Origin of the sequence: Pseudomonas coronafaciens pv. oryzae str. 1_6 (assembly GCF_000156995.2) — a bacterium.
GTDB classification, from domain to species: domain Bacteria; phylum Pseudomonadota; class Gammaproteobacteria; order Pseudomonadales; family Pseudomonadaceae; genus Aquipseudomonas; species Aquipseudomonas tremae.
Map to the genome: position 1 here is coordinate 680738 of NZ_CP046035.1, position 18388 is coordinate 699125.

At 60.0% G+C, this 18388-nt stretch carries 14 protein-coding genes; 4 read left to right on the top strand and 10 right to left on the bottom strand.

The window, feature by feature from the left end:
- Nucleotides 1-49: 49 nt before the first annotated feature.
- Nucleotides 50-1390 carry an MATE family efflux transporter gene (locus POR16_RS03090; protein ID WP_005888697.1) on the top strand — a complete coding sequence of 447 codons (1341 nt, stop codon included), beginning with the start codon at nucleotides 50-52 and terminating at the stop codon, nucleotides 1388-1390.
- Here the strand turns inward: POR16_RS03090 and POR16_RS03095 are convergent.
- From POR16_RS03095 to POR16_RS03120, 6 genes are all read right to left on the bottom strand, one after another.
- Nucleotides 1384-2286, bottom strand: coding sequence for an alpha/beta hydrolase (locus POR16_RS03095; RefSeq protein ID WP_005888698.1), 903 nt, complete (start codon nucleotides 2284-2286; stop codon nucleotides 1384-1386). The two genes, POR16_RS03090 and POR16_RS03095, sit on opposite strands and share 7 nt — an antisense overlap.
- 80 nt (nucleotides 2287-2366) lie before the next feature.
- Nucleotides 2367-3758 (bottom strand): type VI secretion system Vgr family protein, encoded by a 1392-nt coding sequence (locus tag POR16_RS03100; protein WP_005888699.1) that lies wholly within the window; start codon nucleotides 3756-3758, stop codon nucleotides 2367-2369.
- A 220-nt stretch (nucleotides 3759-3978) separates the two neighbouring features.
- Nucleotides 3979-5892 (bottom strand): arginine decarboxylase, encoded by a 1914-nt coding sequence (gene speA / locus POR16_RS03105; RefSeq protein WP_005888700.1) that lies wholly within the window; start codon nucleotides 5890-5892, stop codon nucleotides 3979-3981.
- Between the two features lie 87 nt (nucleotides 5893-5979).
- Nucleotides 5980-6351, bottom strand: a complete 372-nt coding sequence (locus POR16_RS03110) for a translation initiation factor Sui1 (RefSeq protein ID WP_005888701.1) — start codon at nucleotides 6349-6351, stop codon at nucleotides 5980-5982.
- A 203-nt stretch (nucleotides 6352-6554) separates the two neighbouring features.
- On the bottom strand, nucleotides 6555-7100 hold the full coding sequence (locus POR16_RS03115; RefSeq protein WP_005888702.1) for an NUDIX hydrolase: 546 nt from the start codon (nucleotides 7098-7100) through the stop codon (nucleotides 6555-6557).
- On the bottom strand, nucleotides 7100-8179 hold the full coding sequence (locus POR16_RS03120; RefSeq protein ID WP_005888703.1) for a DUF2333 family protein: 1080 nt from the start codon (nucleotides 8177-8179) through the stop codon (nucleotides 7100-7102). The genes POR16_RS03115 and POR16_RS03120 overlap by 1 nt, the downstream gene beginning before the upstream one ends.
- 295 nt (nucleotides 8180-8474) lie before the next feature.
- Between POR16_RS03120 and POR16_RS03125 the strand changes: the two genes are divergently transcribed.
- Nucleotides 8475-10130 (top strand): response regulator, encoded by a 1656-nt coding sequence (locus POR16_RS03125; RefSeq protein WP_005888704.1) that lies wholly within the window; start codon nucleotides 8475-8477, stop codon nucleotides 10128-10130.
- Between the two features lie 6 nt (nucleotides 10131-10136).
- Here the strand turns inward: POR16_RS03125 and POR16_RS03130 are convergent, their stop codons facing one another.
- Together POR16_RS03130 and POR16_RS03135 are read right to left on the bottom strand one after the other, a co-directional pair.
- Entirely contained in the window at nucleotides 10137-10931 is a 795-nt protein-coding gene (locus POR16_RS03130; protein WP_202906980.1) for a response regulator transcription factor, read from the bottom strand.
- A gap of 146 nt (nucleotides 10932-11077) precedes the next feature.
- Nucleotides 11078-11548, bottom strand: coding sequence for a prepilin peptidase (locus tag POR16_RS03135; RefSeq protein ID WP_024670326.1), 471 nt, complete (start codon nucleotides 11546-11548; stop codon nucleotides 11078-11080).
- Between the two features lie 72 nt (nucleotides 11549-11620).
- On the opposite strand from POR16_RS03135, the gene POR16_RS03140 reads away from it, so the two are divergent.
- On the top strand, nucleotides 11621-12076 hold the full coding sequence (locus POR16_RS03140; protein WP_005888708.1) for a TadE/TadG family type IV pilus assembly protein: 456 nt from the start codon (nucleotides 11621-11623) through the stop codon (nucleotides 12074-12076).
- Nucleotides 12066-14834 (top strand): PAS domain-containing sensor histidine kinase, encoded by a 2769-nt coding sequence (locus POR16_RS03145; RefSeq protein ID WP_005888709.1) that lies wholly within the window; start codon nucleotides 12066-12068, stop codon nucleotides 14832-14834. Before POR16_RS03140 ends, POR16_RS03145 begins: the two co-directional genes overlap by 11 nt.
- Nucleotides 14835-14869: 35 nt before the next feature.
- Here the strand turns inward: POR16_RS03145 and POR16_RS03150 are convergent, their stop codons facing one another.
- Nucleotides 14870-16909, bottom strand: a complete 2040-nt coding sequence (locus POR16_RS03150) for a pilus assembly protein TadG-related protein (protein WP_005888710.1) — start codon at nucleotides 16907-16909, stop codon at nucleotides 14870-14872.
- Between the two features lie 162 nt (nucleotides 16910-17071).
- Nucleotides 17072-18388 carry a bifunctional DedA family/phosphatase PAP2 family protein gene (locus POR16_RS03155; protein WP_024670323.1) on the bottom strand — a complete coding sequence of 439 codons (1317 nt, stop codon included), beginning with the start codon at nucleotides 18386-18388 and terminating at the stop codon, nucleotides 17072-17074.

The window sequence follows — 18388 nt, forward strand, 5'->3', positions numbered from 1 at the left end:
CACAAATCTGCGCTTCCTCGTTACAATGCCTGCCTTGCCGGGAGTTCTTATGTCCACGTTGCTCACTGACTGGCGTCATCGTCCAACCCATCGTCGTGTCTGGTCGCTGGCGACGCCGATGATTCTGTCGAATATTTCCGTTCCGCTGGTGGCGCTGGTCGACAGTGCGGTGATCGGCCATTTACCCCATGCTCATCAGTTGGGTGCCGTGGCTGTCGGAGCGACGCTGTATACCTTTCTCGCCTGGGCGATGGGCTTTCTGCGCATGGGCACTACCGGTTTTGCCGCGCAGGCGGCGGGGCGTGGGGACAGCGCAGCGCTGCGCCGGATTCTCTTGCAGGGGTTGCTGCTGGCCGTCGGGCTGGCGTTACTGCTGGGCGTTATCGCCTTGCCGTTCAGCCACCTGGCGCTGGCAATGATGCAGCCGTCTGCCGACCTGCAACAGATGACCCTGGATTTCTTCCACACTCGCCTGTTCGGTCTGCCTGCGGCGTTAGCCAGTTACGCACTGGTTGGTTGGTTTCTGGGCGCACAAAACGCCAGAGCGCCACTGGCCATTCTGCTCGTCACCAACCTGGTGAATATTGTGCTCAACCTCTGGTTCGTGATGGGGCTGGACTGGGGGGTGGTTGGCTCTGCACGTGCGTCCGTGCTGGCGGAATGGACCGGTGTGGTGCTCGGTCTGGTGCTGGCTCGCAAGACACTGCGCGCCTGGCCGGGCCGGATTGTATGGTCGGCCCTGAAGCTCTGGAGCAACTGGCGACCGTTGCTGGCGGTCAATCGCGATATTTTTTTGCGCACACTGGCCCTGCAATCGGTGATGTTTCTGATTACCGTGCAGGGCGCTCGTCTGGGTGACGCAACGGTTGCTGCCAATGCGCTGCTGCTCAACGGCCTGCTGTTGACGGCTCATGCGCTGGACGGGCTGGCGCATGCGGTCGAAGCGCTGTGCGGCCACGCCATAGGCGCGCGTGATCGCGACACCTTGCGGCGCTCGCTGGTAGTGGCGGGGGGCTGGTCGCTGATTGCCAGCGTGGGGTTCGCCTTGCTGTTTCTGATTGGCGGGCACGGTTTCGTCAGTTTGCAGACCGACATTCCCGAGGTCCGGGCAACGGCGATGACGTACCTGCCTTATCTGGCGCTGATGCCTTTGCTGGCTGTCTGGAGCTATTTGCTGGACGGTCTGTTCATCGGTGCCACGCGCGCCCGAGAAATGCGCAACGCTATGTTACTCAGCGCGGCAGGCATCGCGCCCTTCGTCTGGCTGGCTTCGAGCCACGGCAATCACGCGCTGTGGCTGACATTCCTGGCATTCACCCTGCTGCGCGGCCTGAGCCTTGGCATGATCGCCTGGCGTCTCACGCGCAAAGACGGATGGTTCGTTCACTGAGGCTTCGGCTTCGATTCTTCGGCTTCAGCATGTGTTTGAGGGGTGTGTTTGACGAACATGTCCACTTCGTCGGCCACCGGCGCCAGGCGACTCAACAGTTTGGCGAATGCGCCGACCAGCGTGCCGTGATTGGTGCGGGAGAAATACAGATCGCGCACCGGAACGCCCGCAGCGCGCAGCTTTTGGGCCAGACCGCCGGTGTTGCGCTTGGGGTTGACCAGCGAGTCGGTGTTCGAGGCCATCAGCAGCGCAGGCGGCGCACTGGCCGTAACGTGGTTGATGGGCTGCGAATCCGGCGGCGAGGCGGGAAAGAAGAACACCGGTTTCACGTCCGGGTTTTCGATGGGCAGGAAGTCGTAAGGCCCGGCCAGCCCGATCCAGCCGCTGAGAATGGAGGGTGATAACCCTTCACGAGCCAGCCAGCGAGGATCGAGTGCCAGCATTGCAGCGTTGTAAGCGCCTGCGCTGTGGCCCATCACGTATAGCCGGTCTGGGTCGCCGCCGTAGGTTTTTGCGTTTTTGTGAGCCCAGGCCAGGGCCTTGGCCGAGTCCTCCAGAAAACTCGGGTAACGCACCTGCGGATAGAGCCTGTAGTCGGCAATCACAACCACCATGCCACGCGCCGCCAGCGCTTCTCCGACAAAGGCGTAGTCGGCTTTCGAACCGCTGTTCCAGCTGCCGCCGTAGAAAAACACCACGACCGGCGCGTCGGCCGGTTTCGATTTAGGCGTGTAGATATCAAGCGAATTGCGCGGGTCCGGCCCGTAGGCGACGCCGTAGACGTGGTCGACCGGACCTGTCGGATTCAACGAATTAAGCAGCTTCAGCGGTGAACAGCCGGACAACGTTGCCAGTACTGCACCGGTCATCAGTGTCAGGAAAATCGCTCGGATCATGTAAAAGGGCTCTGGCAGGTAGTTCGGACAGTTCTGAGACAACCTCTCTGCGCCCCAGTGCCACACAATTACCCCCTACGTCATTGGCTGGCTTCCGGATCACTTTCGATGTCGTTCGTTTTGCTGGTGAAGCTGATGCGCGGGCTGCTCAGCGTCATGCCGTCATGGTCGATGTGTACATGGCTGGCACCTGCGTCTACCGCCAGGCTGCTGCCTTCGTCGAGGTATACAGTTGGACCGTCGCCCAGTTGCAGCTCGGTCCCGGAGGTCAATGGCCAGTCGAGATGCATGTGCAGGTTGTCGATAGATTCTGAAGTAGCCTCGACAGGAACCTCGAGTGCCTGCTCTGGCAGGTAACCGATGATCTGTGGCGGCGTTCGGTCGGCGTCGGGAAAGCCTATCAGCACGGCCATGCCGCCCCGGCATTCAAGGCTCAGGCCCGGAGCAAGGTGCAGCCAGCAGCAGCCATCGGGTTTGCTTGCAGGCTGCGAGCACCATTCGAGGTGCACCGGTACGCGGCCCGAGGCATCAGGCCGTGTCGGTTCATCGCGGGTGCCGACGATCCAGCCCTGCTGCAAGGGCGCAACCGGATGGCGTGGCAGCGGTGCCGGCGTGCTGAACCCTGCTTCCCACGGTATGGCTTCAAACCGGTTCAGGTAACGTTCGGCTCCGCCTTCAGTAGCAGTAAAGCGGTGCCGGACCCCGGTGATCAGCCACAGACGATTCCAGCGTTTTTCCGGGTGCCCGGCCAGCGGCAGCAGTTGCCCACAGGACACAAATGGCAAGGTGCTGCGTCCGGTGGCGTGCTGGCCTGCGCGGCTGCCGGGAACAGCGCTGTGCGCATCGGTGACGGCAAAGCGCGTCACCCCCGACTGCCCGGCAAACTGGCGCCAGGGTGCGATGGGGCTTCGCTGAAACCCGTGCAGGCCTGTGCCGAAAATCAGTTCGTGGCGGTGTCTGGAATGAATAAAGAGGTAGTGGATGTTTTCTTCTGCACACAGGCGCTGGACCAATTGCAGGTCGGACTCTTGATACTGAACGCAGCTTTCGCGTTCGTGACAGTCGGTCCGCAGGTCAAAACGGAAGCTCTTTTTCAGGCCATGTTCTTCCATCACCTGAGTGATGATGCGAACGGCGCTCATGTGCTGGAACAGGCGCGAGTTGTGACGTAACCCGAGGCAGTTCAGACGTGGCCCCAGCCTCACGGTGTAACACTCCGGCCCGCTCTGATAATGCTTGCGTGTCGCCGCCTGGATCTGCCCGTGTGTGCCGTGCTTGTTGCCGAAGTTCAGGAAGGCAGGCAGGTACATGATGCTGGTCAGGTCCAGGTAGAAGCCGTCGCCGATAATCTCTATCTCAAACAAAAACGGCTGGCTGATGGCTTCGGTCGCAGTGAATGAGAGCACTTCAAAACGGCGCTGCAGCCGGGCGATTTCCAGGCAAAGGAGCGGCACGCTGGCTGGGTCGGTCATAAAAGGTGTCTCTTCCGGGAATGCGGTCGAGGATTCTGGCGGAGAAGGCGGGTGGTGCAGCGTGAAGCGAGGTAGAAAAGGACGTTGCCTACAGAAATGGAGGCGGGGGACTACGCTGAATGGCTTGGCGAGCGGGACGAACGAGAAGCGTCCGGGGGGAGTTCTCGTTCCCATCAGGCATGGGAACGAGAAATGACGAGCCTTTCCCTTAAATAGGGGGTCAGGACGACAGGTACGATGAGCGCGTCAGCCCCAGACGCAAGGCGTCGAGGAAGTAGGTGCGCTCGCGCGGGGTGATCTTGGCGCTGGCGACTTTGTCCCGGTAATGGGTCATGAGTTCTTCCGGCGACAAATGCACGTAGCGCAGCATGTCTTCGATGGTGTCGTGGGTTTCGATACCGGCGTGGTAAACGCTGCCGTCCGGGTTCTGGTAGATGTTCACCGAATCGGTGTCACCGAACAGGTTGTGCATGTCGCCCAGAATTTCCTGATACGCGCCCACCAGGAAGATCCCCAGCAGGTAGTCTTCGCCTTCGTTCAGCGAATGCACCGGCATGCTGGTCTCGATGCTCTGCTCGTCGACGTATTGCTTGATCTTGCCGTCGGAATCGCAGGTCAGGTCCTGAAGCACGGCGCGGCGTACGGGCTCTTCGTTCAGGCGGTGCAGTGGCAGGATCGGCAGCACCTGGCCGATGGCCCAGGTGTCCGGCAGGCTCTGGAACACCGAGAAGTTGCAGATGTACTTGTCGGCCAGCTTGTCGTTGAGTTCGTCCAGCACCTGACGATGCGAGCGCTGACGGGCTTTCAGCGAGTTGTACAGGCGGCGGCAGACGGCGAAGTAGCATTGCTCGCCCAGTGCCTTTTCGGCCAGGCTGATCTTGCCGTCGGCATACTGGGCGGCGATGTCGCTCATGTAGTGCGTGGCGCGCCAGTAGGTTTCTGTGACCATCTCGATGTCGGTCGGGCCCAGCAGATCAACCAGCCATTGCACGGTTTCCGGCAGGCTTTCCTTGTCGGCGATTTCCGGAACTTCGTCGTTATGCTTCTCGACGTCGGTCACCTGAACCACCAGCATGGCGTGGTGAGCCGTCAGCGAGCGACCGCTTTCCGAGAAAATGTGCGGGTGCGGCAGGCCCTGCGCGTCGCAGAACTCCTTGAGCATGCCGACCACGACACCGGCGTAATCGTCCATGTCGTAGTTGATCGAGCTGGCGTTGCGCGAGTGCGTGCCGTCGTAATCGACGCCCAGACCACCGCCGACATCGATGTAATCCACTGGCAGACCAAGTTTGCGCAGTTCGCCGTAATAGCGGATCGCTTCCTTGAAGCCGTGCTGGTAGTCCGCCAGGTTGGCGATCTGCGAGCCCATGTGGAAGTGCAACAGACGAATGCCCTGATCCAGGCCTGCCTTGCGGAAACGCTCGACCACTGACAGCAATTGCGCGGCCGACAGTCCGAATTTGGATTTTTCACCGCCGGTGTCGGCCCACTTGCTGGACGCCAGAGAAGACAGGCGCACGCGAAGGCCGACCTGCGGGGCGACTTTCAGCTCGGCGGCTTCTTCGATGACCAGCTCGACTTCGGATTCTTTCTCGATGACGATGAAGACGTTGTGGCCCAGCTTCTGGCCCATCAGTGCAAGACGGATGAACTCGCGGTCCTTGTAGCCGTTGCAGACGATGGTGCCGCCTTTGGGAGCCAGTGCCAGCACGGCCATCAGCTCGGGCTTGGAGCCGGCTTCCAGGCCAATGGACACGTTTTGCGTGGCGATGATGTTTTCCACCACCGCTTCCTGCTGGTTGACCTTGATCGGGTACAGCGCGGTGTACTGGCTCTGGTACTCGAGGCGTGCAATGTTGCTGTCGAACGCCCCGGTCAGTTGACGAACGCGGTCTTGCAGGATGTCTGGGAAACGCACCAGCAAAGGCAGCGAAAGGCCGCTCTTGCGCAGGTTGTCGACCTGCTCGTAGAGGTCGATCGGCGAGCTGTCCGGCCCATTGGGACGAACTTCGACGCGACCGGCCTCGTTGATCGCAAAATAACCAGCGCCCCAATGGCGAATGCCATAAACGCTGCGGCTGTCTGCAACGGTCCATTGGCTGCCATCGTCTTTACGTGTGCGTCGTACGGACATCGAAGTCCCCTATAAAAAGTCGTTGCGCCAGCCTCAAGCCGGCTGGGCGCATTGTAATGAGTTGAAATGACGATTTGATTCGCGGGTTCAGCCGCCGGACTTTTTAGCCTTGAAGCCTTTCTTGACCAGCTCTGCCAGCAGTAATTCGACATGGTCGCCCTGAATCTCGATCACACCGTCCTTGAGCGATCCGCCAGTACCGCAGCGCTGCTTGAGGGCCTTGGCCAGCTCCTTGAGCGGCTCTTCGGCCAAGGGCACGCCGCTAATGGTCGTGACAGTCTTGCCGCCACGCCCCTTGCTTTCACGGCGGACACGGGCAACACCATCGCCCTCCGGGAGAGCGGTCTGTTTGCACGTGCAGTCGGCAACGGGATGACGACAATCGGGGCAATGACGCCCTGCGTCGGTCGAAAATACCAGGCCACCCAAGGCAGCGAGGGAAGCGGCTTTTTTAGCCACGTAACATCCTCTTGTTGAGGACTGAAGACGGGTCGGGCCTTTAACAGCCATCGACCGCGAGGCCCCACTCTGGCAGGGGCAGCGCTACTGCAACGGCAGGGCCGATACAGTTTGAAAAGGTCGCGCAGTGTAACGGCAAACAGGCCCGTTGCTAAGGGGCGCAGGGTCCAATTTACTGAACCGCTGCTTTACCGGGCACTTCTTTACTGCCCCACCGGGACTTGCACCAGATAACGCTTCAGCGCAGCCAGCGAGTCCGGGCAGTAAGGCATTTGCCCGGCCTGACGCAGCACTTCAGGAACAGGCATGAAACGCGCTTCCTGCACTTCTTCAGGCTGGAGTATCAAAGGGCCGTCCCACACCGCCGAAAAAACCGCGCACCACAGGCGGTTACCAGGTTGATCAAAGAAAAACCGTTCATGTGCCTGCAACGGCACGTCACGTACACCCAGTTCTTCTTCCAGCTCGCGAGCAGCAGACTCGGCGTAGCTTTCATCAGGCTGGACCATGCCGCCGGCTGCCACGTCCCAGTAACCGGGATAAATAGCCTTGCTGAGGGTGCGTCGATGAACGCACAGTTCACCTGCACTGTTGAACAGCAAAATGTACGTGCCGCGCCCGATCAGGCCTTGGTCGCGCAAATCGGAGCGAACCATCGAACCCAGCAGACGATCCTGCTCATCGACCCACGCGATTTGCTCGGCGTCCGAGGCGGCGCGGTGCGCGGCCTCGTTTGGCGGGATAGGCATCAGCCCTGGTTCAGCAACTGGCGAAGGTCGATCACGGCAGCATTGGCGCGTGAAATATAGTTAGCCATCACCAGCGAGTGGTTGGCGAACATCCCGAACGGGCTACCGTTGAGGATCACCGGACTCCACATGGGTTCCTGCGAGGCCTCCAGCTCACGGATGATCTGACGCACGCTGACCGTCGCGTTCTTTTTGGCGAGCACGTCCGCGAAGTCGACTTCGATGGCGCGCAACAGATGCGAAAGCGCCCAGGCCTGACCGCGTGCTTCGTAGAACACGTTGTCAATGTGCAGCCACGGTGTTTCGACAATCTCTTCGTCCACCTGCGGCACTTCACCCGGCTTGACCGAGATGTTGCTTTCGGTCTTCAGCGTACTGTTGAGCTTGACCCGGCCAACACTGGCCGACAGGCGTTGCGACAGCGAACCCAGGCGGGTACCGACATCGCCCAGCCAGTTGTTCAGGTTGTCGGCACGAGCATAAAACAGCGCGCCTTTTTGGTTGGGATCGGACAACCGCGCCTGATAACGGCTGAGGGCCTTTATGCCTTCTGCGTACTGAGACTCGCTTGACGGGAACATCCAGGTATCGTCCTTGACGTTGAAGAGCGGTTCGGCGCGGGCCAGATCGCTGTCTTCAGCAGACTGGGACTGCGAGCGGGCGAAGTCCTTGCGCAGCGCACGGCTCAGGTCGCGAACCTGGACCAGTACGCCGTATTCCCAGCTGGGAATGTTATCCAGCCATACGCCCGGCGGCAGCTTGTCATTCAGCAGATAACCACCCGGCTTGTTGAGCAGGGTGCCGGCCACGGACTTGAGCGTCTCGACCGTGGTGTAGCCGATGACCATCTGTTTGCCTTCGCGCTCGGCTGCAGCCTGTGCATTTTGCTGTACAGGGAAGAGGGCGGGTTCCTTGCTCCAGTACCAACCGACCAATAATGCGACCAGCAGATAAATCAAGATCAGGGCGCCCAGAGCACGGCTGTAGAACAGGTTGCCCAGGTAACCGCGGCGTTTGACCGATGACGTATCAGCGGTGCGCTCACCCGCGCTGCCTGCGCGGTTTTTCCAATCCAGCATGGTAGGGTCCTTTCGATCTGATCTTGAGTTTAATGCTTCACGTGGTGTTCGACCGCAACCTTGTCTCAAGGTGCCAAGGTATCGAGTTTCAGGCTTGAAGTGGCAAGCCGGCAGGGCGATTTACTTGCAGCATTATTCTTATAGTCAAAGCCTATCAGCTCATTGATTTTGAGCAATGGCCAAGCGCCATCAAAATGTTGTCAAATAACTGGCTCACGACATCTTTAATGCGTATCCAAGGTGCTAGCATAGCGCCATCCTTCATCATGCCCAGCAAAACCACAGTAGCCCGAATATGACCGAGCCAGAAGATCCTAGCCGAGATCGCCTCAAGCATCATTTTGCACAACGGGTCATACACCAGGCGCGCCAGATTCTGGAAACGTGGCAGCGTCTGCAAAAAGCCGAGTGGTCGGCATGCCACATGGCTGAGCTCAAGGAATCGACACTGCGTCTGCAGCGTTTTGCCGAGCGTTTCGAACAGGCTGAACACATCGCGCTGGCGAACGAAATCACTCAGGTGCTGGACGCCGTCGAAGCCAATCGCGGGCGCTTGAACAGCCACGTCATCACCGAACTCAATCGCTTGATGCAGCGGCTGTCGCGCACCGGGCTGCGGCATGGTGACAGGCTTGAGCAAACCTCGCTGCCTCCATTGCGCAAGCCTGTCTATATTGCGCTGCAGGACCATGAGCGCGCCGAGCGTCTGGCCAGGCAGCTCGAATTCTTCGGCCTGGCTGCCATGTCGTTGCACACGGTTAGCGATTTTTTGCACGCAATGGCTCAACGCCTTCCGGCGGCGATCGTCATGGATGTCGACTTCAATGGGCCCGGTCAGGGGCTCAAACTGGCTTCGCAGGCCCAGGAAGGGCTAGAGCACAAGCTGCCTCTGCTGTTTTTCAGCCTTAATGAAACGGACACGCCCACCCGGCTGGCGGCTGTGCGGGCGGGTGGTGAAGAGTTTTTGACCGGCACGCTGGAAGCTTCGAGCCTGCTCGAGAAGATTGAAGTGCTGACCTGCGTGGCCCAATACGAGCCCTACAAGGTGCTGATCATCGATGACTCCCGCGCTCAGGCGATGCACACCGAGCGCGTGCTGAATGCCGCCGGGATTGTCACGAAGGTCTTGCTCGACCCGATCAAGGCAATGTCCGAGCTGGCTGAATTCCAGCCGGACCTGATCATTCTCGACATGTACATGCCAGGCTGCACCGGGACTGAACTGGCCAAGGTCATTCGTCACAACGACCGCTACGTCAGCGTGCCGATCATCTACCTGTCGGCAGAAGACGATCAGGACAAACAGCTCGATGCCATGAGCGAAGGCGGCGATGACTTTCTCACCAAGCCGATCAAGCCGCGACACTTGATCACCACGGTTCGCAATCGTGCCGCCAGAGCGCGAAGCCTCAAGGCGCGGATGGTTCGCGACAGCCTGACCGGGCTCTATAACCACACGCATATCCTGCAATTGCTGGAAGATTGTAGTTTTAGAGCGCGACGCGAGGGCAAGCCGCTTTGCTTCGCCATGCTCGACATCGATCACTTCAAGAAGGTCAACGACAGCCATGGTCACCCGATGGGCGATCGGGTGATCAAAAGCCTTTCACTGTTTCTCAAGCAGCGCCTGCGCAAGACTGATTTCATCGGCCGCTACGGCGGTGAAGAATTCGCTGTGGTCATGCCGGACACCGATATCCATAGCGCTCACAAGGTGCTTGATGAAATCCGCCTGCGTTTCGCAGAAATCCATTATCCGGCGCAGCCTGCGGACCTGTCCTGCACCTTCAGCGCCGGGGTGGTGTCGCTTGGCGCGCATGTCGATAGTCTTAGCCTGGCATCCCAGGCTGACACGGCTCTGTATCGGGCCAAGCATGCGGGTCGCAATCAGGTGCATTCAGCCCTGGCGAGCGTGACGTTTCACACGGCTCGGTCGGAAATAGAGGCCTGAACCCGCTCAGCCCTGGCTTTCGGTCAGGTTATGCCGTTCACCGGACTGTCCCGGCGAAAAGGCCAGTGCCAGCTGGGTACGGTTGTGCATGTGGGTCAGGCGCAACACCTGCGATACATAAAGTTTTACAGTATTTTCAGTAATACCCAGCTCGCAGGCAATCTGGTAGTTGGTCAGCCCGGTGCTCACCAGGCGCGCCACGTCCTGCTGGCGGCGTGACAGTTTGGCCAGCGTTACGCGCATCTGCGCGTCGTTTTTCGGGCGTGGAGCGATTTTTTTCTCAGGCGGCGGCTTGCTCTGGACGTTATCCATATTTTGATAAATGTCCTCGATCGAAGCGGCCAGAAATCGCAACTTCTCGTTAAGCAGGCTTAATTGATGGTAATTGCGTTGCCGCTCGTTGAGCGCTTCGACCTGCAACTGGACGCCCTCCAGTAACTCGTCGAGATTCACCGGCTTCTGGTAGTAATCCGCTATGCCGGCTCGCAAAGCCTTGATGACGTCCTTTTTCTCGGCTTGCCCGGTAAGCATGATGGCTTCGAACAGGTGCGACTTGCCGCCCGCCATCTTCATGGCTTCGACCATCTCGATACCATTCATGCCGGGCATTTCCAGATCACAAAGCACGATGCCGACCGTACTGTCATGAGTGAAATGCTCGATGGCCTCAAGGCTGGAGTAACAGCGCACGCATGTATAACCATTGCCTTCCAGAAACTCGCAGAGTTCGTCGACAATTAACGGCTGGTCATCCACCACAAGCACTTTCATGTCCGGGAAGTTATTCACGTGCGACTCCATGCTGTTAAATTCAGTCAACCGTGACCTTTATCCATTCAGCAAACACCCACCGCAGAGTTGTTGCTGTACGCGACCGTACGTCAACGCAATGCATTAACCGTAGCTCTACTTTCCGACTATGTACATAGCATTGGTTTTACGTTCGATTAATGTAGCAGCCCGGCGCTGAGTAGCAGGCCGATCAATAAAAAGGGAGAAAAGGGAAGTTTGTCCGACGTCCTCGGGTTCAGGCAGGCGTAACGCTGCGTTACCCGCTGTGGCATGTGAGGCCATAGGTGTTTTCCTATAAGAAACCACAGCAGCAGGGCGACGCCTGCGCCAACAAAAGTGCACAGCAGGTAGGCACTGTCGGAGGCAAGCGCCATGGCTGTCATCAGTTTGACGTCGCCAGCGCCCAGCCTGCCCATCATGTACCCGGGCAGCGTCAGGGCCAGCGCCAGCACCAGTGCCAGCCCAGCCTCGCTGGCTGGCGCACCCAGCCAGGCAACCCCTGTGAAACTTAGATACGCAGCGGCCAGCACCGCGCCGCCTATTGTCAGCCGGTTGGAAATTTCCTTGCGTCGCGCGTCCTGTTCGGCGCAAATTACAAACCAGGCCAGCAGCAGAAATAATTTCATCACGCAAAACATACCGGGTTCTCTAAAGAATCTATGCTGTGCTTAATCGCCAATGTCAGGGTAGACGTTGATATGAAAACCATTCCCATACATACACTGTACCGTCAGCAACGAGGGGCCGCCGCTATTGAATTTGCGGTGGTGTTCGTGGTGTTCTTTTCAGTGTTCTACGCGATGGTGAGTTACAGCCTGCCGTTGCTCATGATGCAGTCATTCAATGCTGCTGCCAGTGAGGCCGTGCGCCGAAGTGTGGCGCTAAGTCCGGCAGCTGCCAATTACAATGAACTGCTGGTCGGTCAGGCGCAGAGTGCAGTGATGAACCAGTTATCCTGGATACCGCCCGCGCTGGGTTTCAGTGCCGATCACACTCATGTGACCTACACTGCGGGCGTGTTGACTGTCAGTATTCAGTATCCCAAAACCAGATTGACCCAAGTCCTGCCGCTGTTGAAGCTGCCCGGCGTCGGTGAGGTCCCGCGTCTGCCGACCTACCTGACTGCACAAGCGAGCCTGCAACTTGCCCCCTGAAAAAAATCGACTGAGCCGTTGGCTGGGCCGTGGCGAAACGCCGCCCGCAAGTCAGGCGGTGCCCGCGCCGAGCGAACCCGAACCGATCGGTGCCGACCTTTACGTGTTGCTCGATGACGAGGGCGCGATCAAAAGCGTCAGCCCGCACCTCGCGGCGCGACTGGGCCTGGCTGCGCCGGCCTCTTCGACGCAACGGTTAATGAACTTGCTGTTGCCCAACAGCGCGCTGGTGGTTGAAGGCGTGCCGTCTGACTGGCAGGGGCATATGCTCGATCTGGATTTCAAAAGTGCTGACGCACATACCTTGCACGCCCGTGGATGGGTGCAGGCGCGGGGCAAAAGCTGGTTGTTGCAACTGCTTGATATCAGCGACCTGATGGAAGAGGCCAGTGCCGCCCGCAGCCGCCAGCAATGCTTGCGTTTTGCCGGGCAGATGGCCGAGCGCGTGCGTGTTTGCAATGTCGATCGCTTGACGGCGGTGGTCACCGAGCAACTGGAAGAGCTGGCGCAGTTGTGGCGCATCCCCTGTGTGGCGCTGGTTTTACCAGAGGTCAGCGGCGTTGGCTGGCGCGTCTATTGCCAGTACAGCGCGCATACAGCGCCTGAGTTATGGCAGGTCGGGCAGCGCTTGGGCATCGCGCTGGATATGTTCGATGCCGATGCCACCCGCCAATTGAGATTTGCTGACGGCATCGATCAAGGGCCGCTGCAAAGTGCCTTCGGTAACGCTGATGGTTTTCTGATCCCCCACAGCCGCGACAACGTTGCCAAGGCCTGGCTGATGTTCGGCTTCTACAATCCGCAGCAGCAGGCGCCGGACCTCGGGGAGCGCGAGTGGCTTAACCTGTGCTCTGCGCTGGCCGGCCCGGTGCTGTTTCGCTTGTCCGAGCAGCACAACCGTCACCATGTAGAACGTCTGGCGGTACTTCAGGATTTGCTCGGCACAGGCTGGTGGGAACTGATACCGGCCCGCGACGAAGTATTGCTGGCGCCGCAACTGGCCCGCAGCCTGCGCCTCGGCAACCGGGTCGAGAGCCTGTCGCGTCCGGACTGGCTGGCGCTGATTCATCCGGCCGATCGTCAGGAGCTGTCCAGTCGTCTGGCGCAGTTGCGTGACAAAGGCACGCCGCTGCTGCTCTGCGTTCGTCTGGCACAGAGCGACCCTGCTCAGGACATCCTCTGGTTCCGGATTCAGGGCCAGGCGTTGATCAGCGGGCAGGTGCAGCGTGTACTCGGTTTCATGCTGGATGTCAGTGACATAAAAAATCAGGAAACCGAGGCAGCTGCGGCGCACGCCAGGCTGGACAATCTCATCGCCAGTTCGCCAGCCGTGATTTACGTGCAGCGTTACGACCACGGCAATCTGGAACCAACCTTTTTCAGTGACAGCCTCACGCCTCTGCTGGGCTGGACGTTGGCCGAGTGCGTCGAGGGGCAACTGGCGGAATACATTCACCCCGAGGACCGGGACATCTGGTTCGAGCGCACCCGGCAATTGCTGCGAGAAGGGTTGGTCAGCAGGCGCTACCGTTTGCGTGACAAGAGTGGCAACTATCACTGGCTGCTGGACGAGGCGCGATTGCTGCGTGACGACCTCGGCATGCCGGTGGAAGCAGTGGGTCTGTGGCTGGATGTGACCGAAGCAACGCTGGCGGCCGAGCAAGTGCGCCAGAGCGAAGAGCGCTACCGCATTCTGGTCGAGGATTCTCCGGCGATGATCTGCCGCTATTCTCCGGACCTGGTGCTCAGTTTCGGCAACCGGCCGTTGGCCAACTACATGGAATGCACCCCCGAGCAGCTCACCGGCGTCAATCTGGGGGACTGGCTATCGGCAGAGCAGCGCGAGGCGTTCCTGCGACGAATCGGCCAGTTGACGCCGGAAGCACCGCTGAGCACCGAGGAGATCTGTATCGAGTTGCCCGGTCGCGAGTACGCCTGGTGGGTATGGGCCGACCGGGGGATATTTGATGAGCAAGGCACTTTGGTCGAGGTTCAGGCCGTGGGCCGCGACAACACCGATGTGCGCCGCTCCAGAATGCAGTTGAACCAGAGCGCGAAGATGGCGACTTTAGGGGAGATGTCCACCGGTCTGGCTCATGAGATCAATCAGCCGCTCAATGTCATGCGCATGGCCGTGGTCAACGTTCTCAAGCGACTGGGCCGTGGCGACGTGGATATCGACTACCTTACCGAAAAACTCAACCGTATCGACACCCAGGTGCAGCGCGCTGCGCGGGTGGTGGATCACATGAGGGTGTTCGGTAGGCGTTCTGAAGTCGAGGAGCAGCTGTTCGACCCGGCGCAGGCGGTAGAGGGCACGACCTCCATGCTCGCCGAAGGGATGAAGGGCAAGGGCGTGCAGTTGCGGGTCGGGAGCATGATCGAAGCCGTGCAGGTTCGCGGGCATGTCGATCAGCTCGAGCAGGTGCTGATCAACCTGGTGGTCAACGCCCGCGATGCCTTGCTGTCACGCCGTGAAAAAGACCGGGATTTCGAGCCGTGGATCAGCGTTGACGCCGAGCGTGATGAAAATATCATTCGGCTGGTGGTCCAGGACAATGGCGGCGGCATTGATCCGCGTTTGCTGGAACGCATCTTCGAGCCGTTTTTCACCACCAAGCCGGTGGGTGTCGGGACCGGCTTGGGGCTGTCCGTCAGTTACGGGATTGTCGATCAGATGGGCGGCCAGCTCAGCGTCAGCAATGTGGACGAGGGCGCGCGATTCAGGATCGAACTGCCGATATTCAATACCGTCTGAACGGTCATCTAGCGTGGTGTTTCAGAAACACCACGCTAGATGACAAGCGTCGCCTGACCCAGATTACAACTCAGGTTGGCGCCGACGTCGGCTGGCGCTATACCTAAGCCGAGGGCTTGAAACAGTGGGTCGACTGCCGAGGTCAGCAGCGGCTTGAGGGTGTTTTCGACAATGCCGTCCAGCGCCAGGGTCAGGCTGTTCAATATCGACGCTGTGCCGTTGATGACGGTGCCTAATACGGTGCCTGTTGCAGATTTGTAGACATTCACCTTGACGCTGGATACCACGCCGTTCAGTACGCTGCTGGGTGGTGTGGTTGCGATACCTGTCTGGAAATGCGGGACCTGGGTTATTTCCGGCAGGTTGGGCGTGCTGAAGGTCCTGTCGGTTGCCGCCGGACTGCTCAGCTGCGATTGGGAGACCGGGTCGAAGCTCAGGCCGATGCCGCCACCACCAAAAGGGACGCGCGCGGCACACGTTCCCAGTCCCGGAAGGCCCAGCGGTTTCTGGCAGACCTGGGTGCCGATATCGATCACCGGGATGGGCAGGGCTGTGACTGTCGAAGGGTCGACGCTCGCAGGGAAGGCATTGCTGTCGCTGATCTGCCCGACCTTGGCACTGAGCAATGCCGCTTCGGTGTGAACCTTGAGCGACTTGACCGTATTGCTGGTGCAGGTGAATCCGGTGACGTAGCTGTCGGCGCTGGCCAGCGACAGGCTCAGGTCGATTTTCGGCCCGGCGCTCGGCGAGGTGCTCGAGGTCAAAAACTTGATGTCGGTGACCATGCAGCTGGTCAGACCCAGCGCGCACGAGGTTGAGCCCAGCACGCCGGCAATGTTCAGGCCCAGAGCGTTGTTGAGGACCGGCGTCAGGCTGCCGACCACCGAGCCAGCCGTATTGACCAGCGAGGTGATAGTGCCTAGTACCGGCAGATTGATCGACACCAGCGCACGCATCTGTGCGGTACGTACGTAGATCCGGTTGGCACCGGTCCTGGGATTGAGCGGGTCGATCATGCTCGGGTCGCCGATGGCAGACAACTGAGGCGGCTCAACCACTTGAATGCGCGTTGTTATTTGCGCCAGACCCGCCACATTGATCTGCGTCGCGGCCGAAATGCCATTTTTATCGTTGGCCAGTTGCGCGATCCCCTGAACCAGGTCTATCAGGCGCAGCTTGGTGTTCAGAGCCGCGATGTCCGGGCTGCCTTGTATCGACAGCAACTCGCCCAGCACCACTCGGGTTGTGCCGCTGGCCAGCTTCAGTGCTTGCAGGCCGGCAATCGTTGCCGTCCCGCTCAGGGTGCCGCCAGGGTCAAGCACATTGATGGCGGTCTGGATCAACTGACTGACCGAAACGGAGGTGGCCAGTACATCGTTGTAGCCCACAGCCGTTACGTTGAGGTCGGTCTTGAGACGGTTCAAGTAGTTCAGAAGGCTTACATCGGTACTGGCGATGCCTTGCCAATTGGCGATGCCGAGGTTGAGCGAGCCGCCCAGCAGGCTGCCGATGACCGGGTTCAGAATGGCTGCACGGGTGCTGTCCACTGTCACCGCGGCGCTGCGAATGGTCAGCGCCGCCAGTGGCGCAGCACTCACGGCGACCGCCGTGGCGCTGAGCGTGATGTCCGCAGGCGTCGGCGTGCTGTCGAACAATGCACCGATACCCGCTGCAATGCTTCGTGGCACCGGGTGTGCCGCGACCACCTGAATGGCCTGAGTCTGGGTGGAATCAGCAACAAATACGCGTTTGCTCAAAAGGCCGAGAGCCAGGGCGCCGCACCGGATCACAAGAGTCCGGCCATCGGTATTCGGCGTAAAACCGTTGCGGGTGGCGCTCTGGTTGGCAAATTCCGGGGCTGTGGCCGCGCTGCCACAGGTGCCTCTGCGTCCGGAAGCTTCCAGCGCCGCGATGTCCGCGATGCGTTGCAGCGAGCGCTTCTCCAGATACAGCCTGCCGCTGTCCACTACCACCAGCGCGCACAGCAGCGCCAGGCCCAGTGTCAGCGCCGCCATCAGGCCGATTGCGCCACGCTGTCGGGCGGGTGTCGCTGTGTAATGAATCAGGTCGGACATCAGCACTCCTTCGACAACGCTGTCGCTCACTCGCCTGCTTCAGGGAGTGTAGTCAACGCGTCGAAAGAGCAATGGCAAAGTGCCGGATTTGCCAACGAGTGCCCGGTTGCACGGGCACCGTCTGGCTGAATGAATCGGCCGATGTTGCTGTTCAAATGCCGCTTAGTACTGGTAGCGCAGCACGGCATGCGACAGGGCGCGAACCGCAAATATACCGAGCAGCGCGGTCATTGCCGGCACGATCAGCCACCAGACGCGTACCGACATGGCAGGCAGGGACTGCTCGCGCTGAATGAACGCCAGGCTGGCCGCGCAAACGCAGAAGGCCAACAGCATTCCTGCCAGAATGTCCGTCGGCCAGTGAACCCCCAGGTAGACCCTCGACAAGGCAATGGCCAATGCCGGGATGCCGCCCACCAGCATCCAGGTCAGGCGCAAGCGGACCGGCTGGCCACGTCCGGCCAGCACGGCAAGCGTCATGAACAGCGCAAAGGCCGCAGAGCTGTGTCCGCTGGGCATGCTGTAGGTTGTCAGCGGGTCTACCAGCACTTCAGGGCGGGCGCGGGCAAAGAAGGTTTTCAGTACGCCGTTGGCGGCAGCGGTGCCCAATGTGGCTGCCAGGGCGAAGGCTGCATGGCGCCACTGCCTGGCGACTGCCAGTACTATGACCAGCAAGGATGCCGCCAGCAACTGGGCTTTGAAGTCACCGATGCTGGTGACGAACAGCACAATGTTCTGCGCGGCTTCGCTGCGGTGTTCCTGGATGAGTTTCATCAGGCCATTGTCGAAATCCGCCAAGTAAGGCCAGCCGATGAACAATGCTGCAACCAGTGTCAGGCTGAGCGCGGAGATCAGCTTGGTGGCGTAGCGTTTCTGGCGAATGCTGCTTTGAATGCTTAGCCCGAAGAGAACCGCAAGCCCAGTGCCGACCACAGCAGCTTCAGGCCAGAAGCCCTCCGGCAATGGCAGGCGAATGGCCGCACCGGCCGCCCAGCCCGGCATCAGATAGGCAATCGACCAGCCAGCCGCAGCCAGCACGCTGACGGCGGCGAAGCGCGGCAGCGGCATGTCGCACATGCCGGCGATCATCGGCAGCATGGGGCGCAAAGGGCCGATAAAGCGGCCAACCAGCAGGCTGGCTATGCCGTAGCGATGGAAGTAGCTCTCGGCACCGGCCATCCATTCGGGGTGCGTGCGCAGGCCCGGTAGTTGACGGATATTCTGATGAAAGCGGCGGCCGATGAAGTAAGAGACCGCATCCCCCAGCAGCCCGCCAAGAAAGCCCAGCAACAGCACTTCGCTCAACGGCAGAATGCCACTGCCAGCCAGGGCTGCGATGGCGAACATGATCACCGTGCCCGGCACAACGATCCCGACAATCGCGACACATTCCACAAAGGCCACTAAAAAGATCGCCACCGCCACCCAGGAGGGGTTCGCCGTCAGCCAGCCGGTCATGCCATTGAGCAGGTCGCCCAT

Coding starts and splice junctions, on each gene's coding strand:
- speA (WP_005888700.1), bottom strand. CDS start 5,892: ATGTCCGTACGACGCACACGTAAAGACGATGGCAGCCAATGGACCGTT.
- POR16_RS03135 (WP_024670326.1), bottom strand. CDS start 11,548: ATGAAATTATTTCTGCTGCTGGCCTGGTTTGTAATTTGCGCCGAACAG.
- POR16_RS03100 (WP_005888699.1), bottom strand. CDS start 3,758: ATGACCGACCCAGCCAGCGTGCCGCTCCTTTGCCTGGAAATCGCCCGG.
- POR16_RS03115 (WP_005888702.1), bottom strand. CDS start 7,100: ATGCCTATCCCGCCAAACGAGGCCGCGCACCGCGCCGCCTCGGACGCC.
- POR16_RS03150 (WP_005888710.1), bottom strand. CDS start 16,909: ATGTCCGACCTGATTCATTACACAGCGACACCCGCCCGACAGCGTGGC.
- POR16_RS03120 (WP_005888703.1), bottom strand. CDS start 8,179: ATGCTGGATTGGAAAAACCGCGCAGGCAGCGCGGGTGAGCGCACCGCT.
- POR16_RS03140 (WP_005888708.1), top strand. CDS start 11,621: ATGAAAACCATTCCCATACATACACTGTACCGTCAGCAACGAGGGGCC.
- POR16_RS03095 (WP_005888698.1), bottom strand. CDS start 2,286: ATGATCCGAGCGATTTTCCTGACACTGATGACCGGTGCAGTACTGGCA.
- POR16_RS03130 (WP_202906980.1), bottom strand. CDS start 10,931: ATGGAGTCGCACGTGAATAACTTCCCGGACATGAAAGTGCTTGTGGTG.
- POR16_RS03090 (WP_005888697.1), top strand. CDS start 50: ATGTCCACGTTGCTCACTGACTGGCGTCATCGTCCAACCCATCGTCGT.
- POR16_RS03125 (WP_005888704.1), top strand. CDS start 8,475: ATGACCGAGCCAGAAGATCCTAGCCGAGATCGCCTCAAGCATCATTTT.
- POR16_RS03155 (WP_024670323.1), bottom strand. CDS start 18,388: ATGGGCGACCTGCTCAATGGCATGACCGGCTGGCTGACGGCGAACCCC.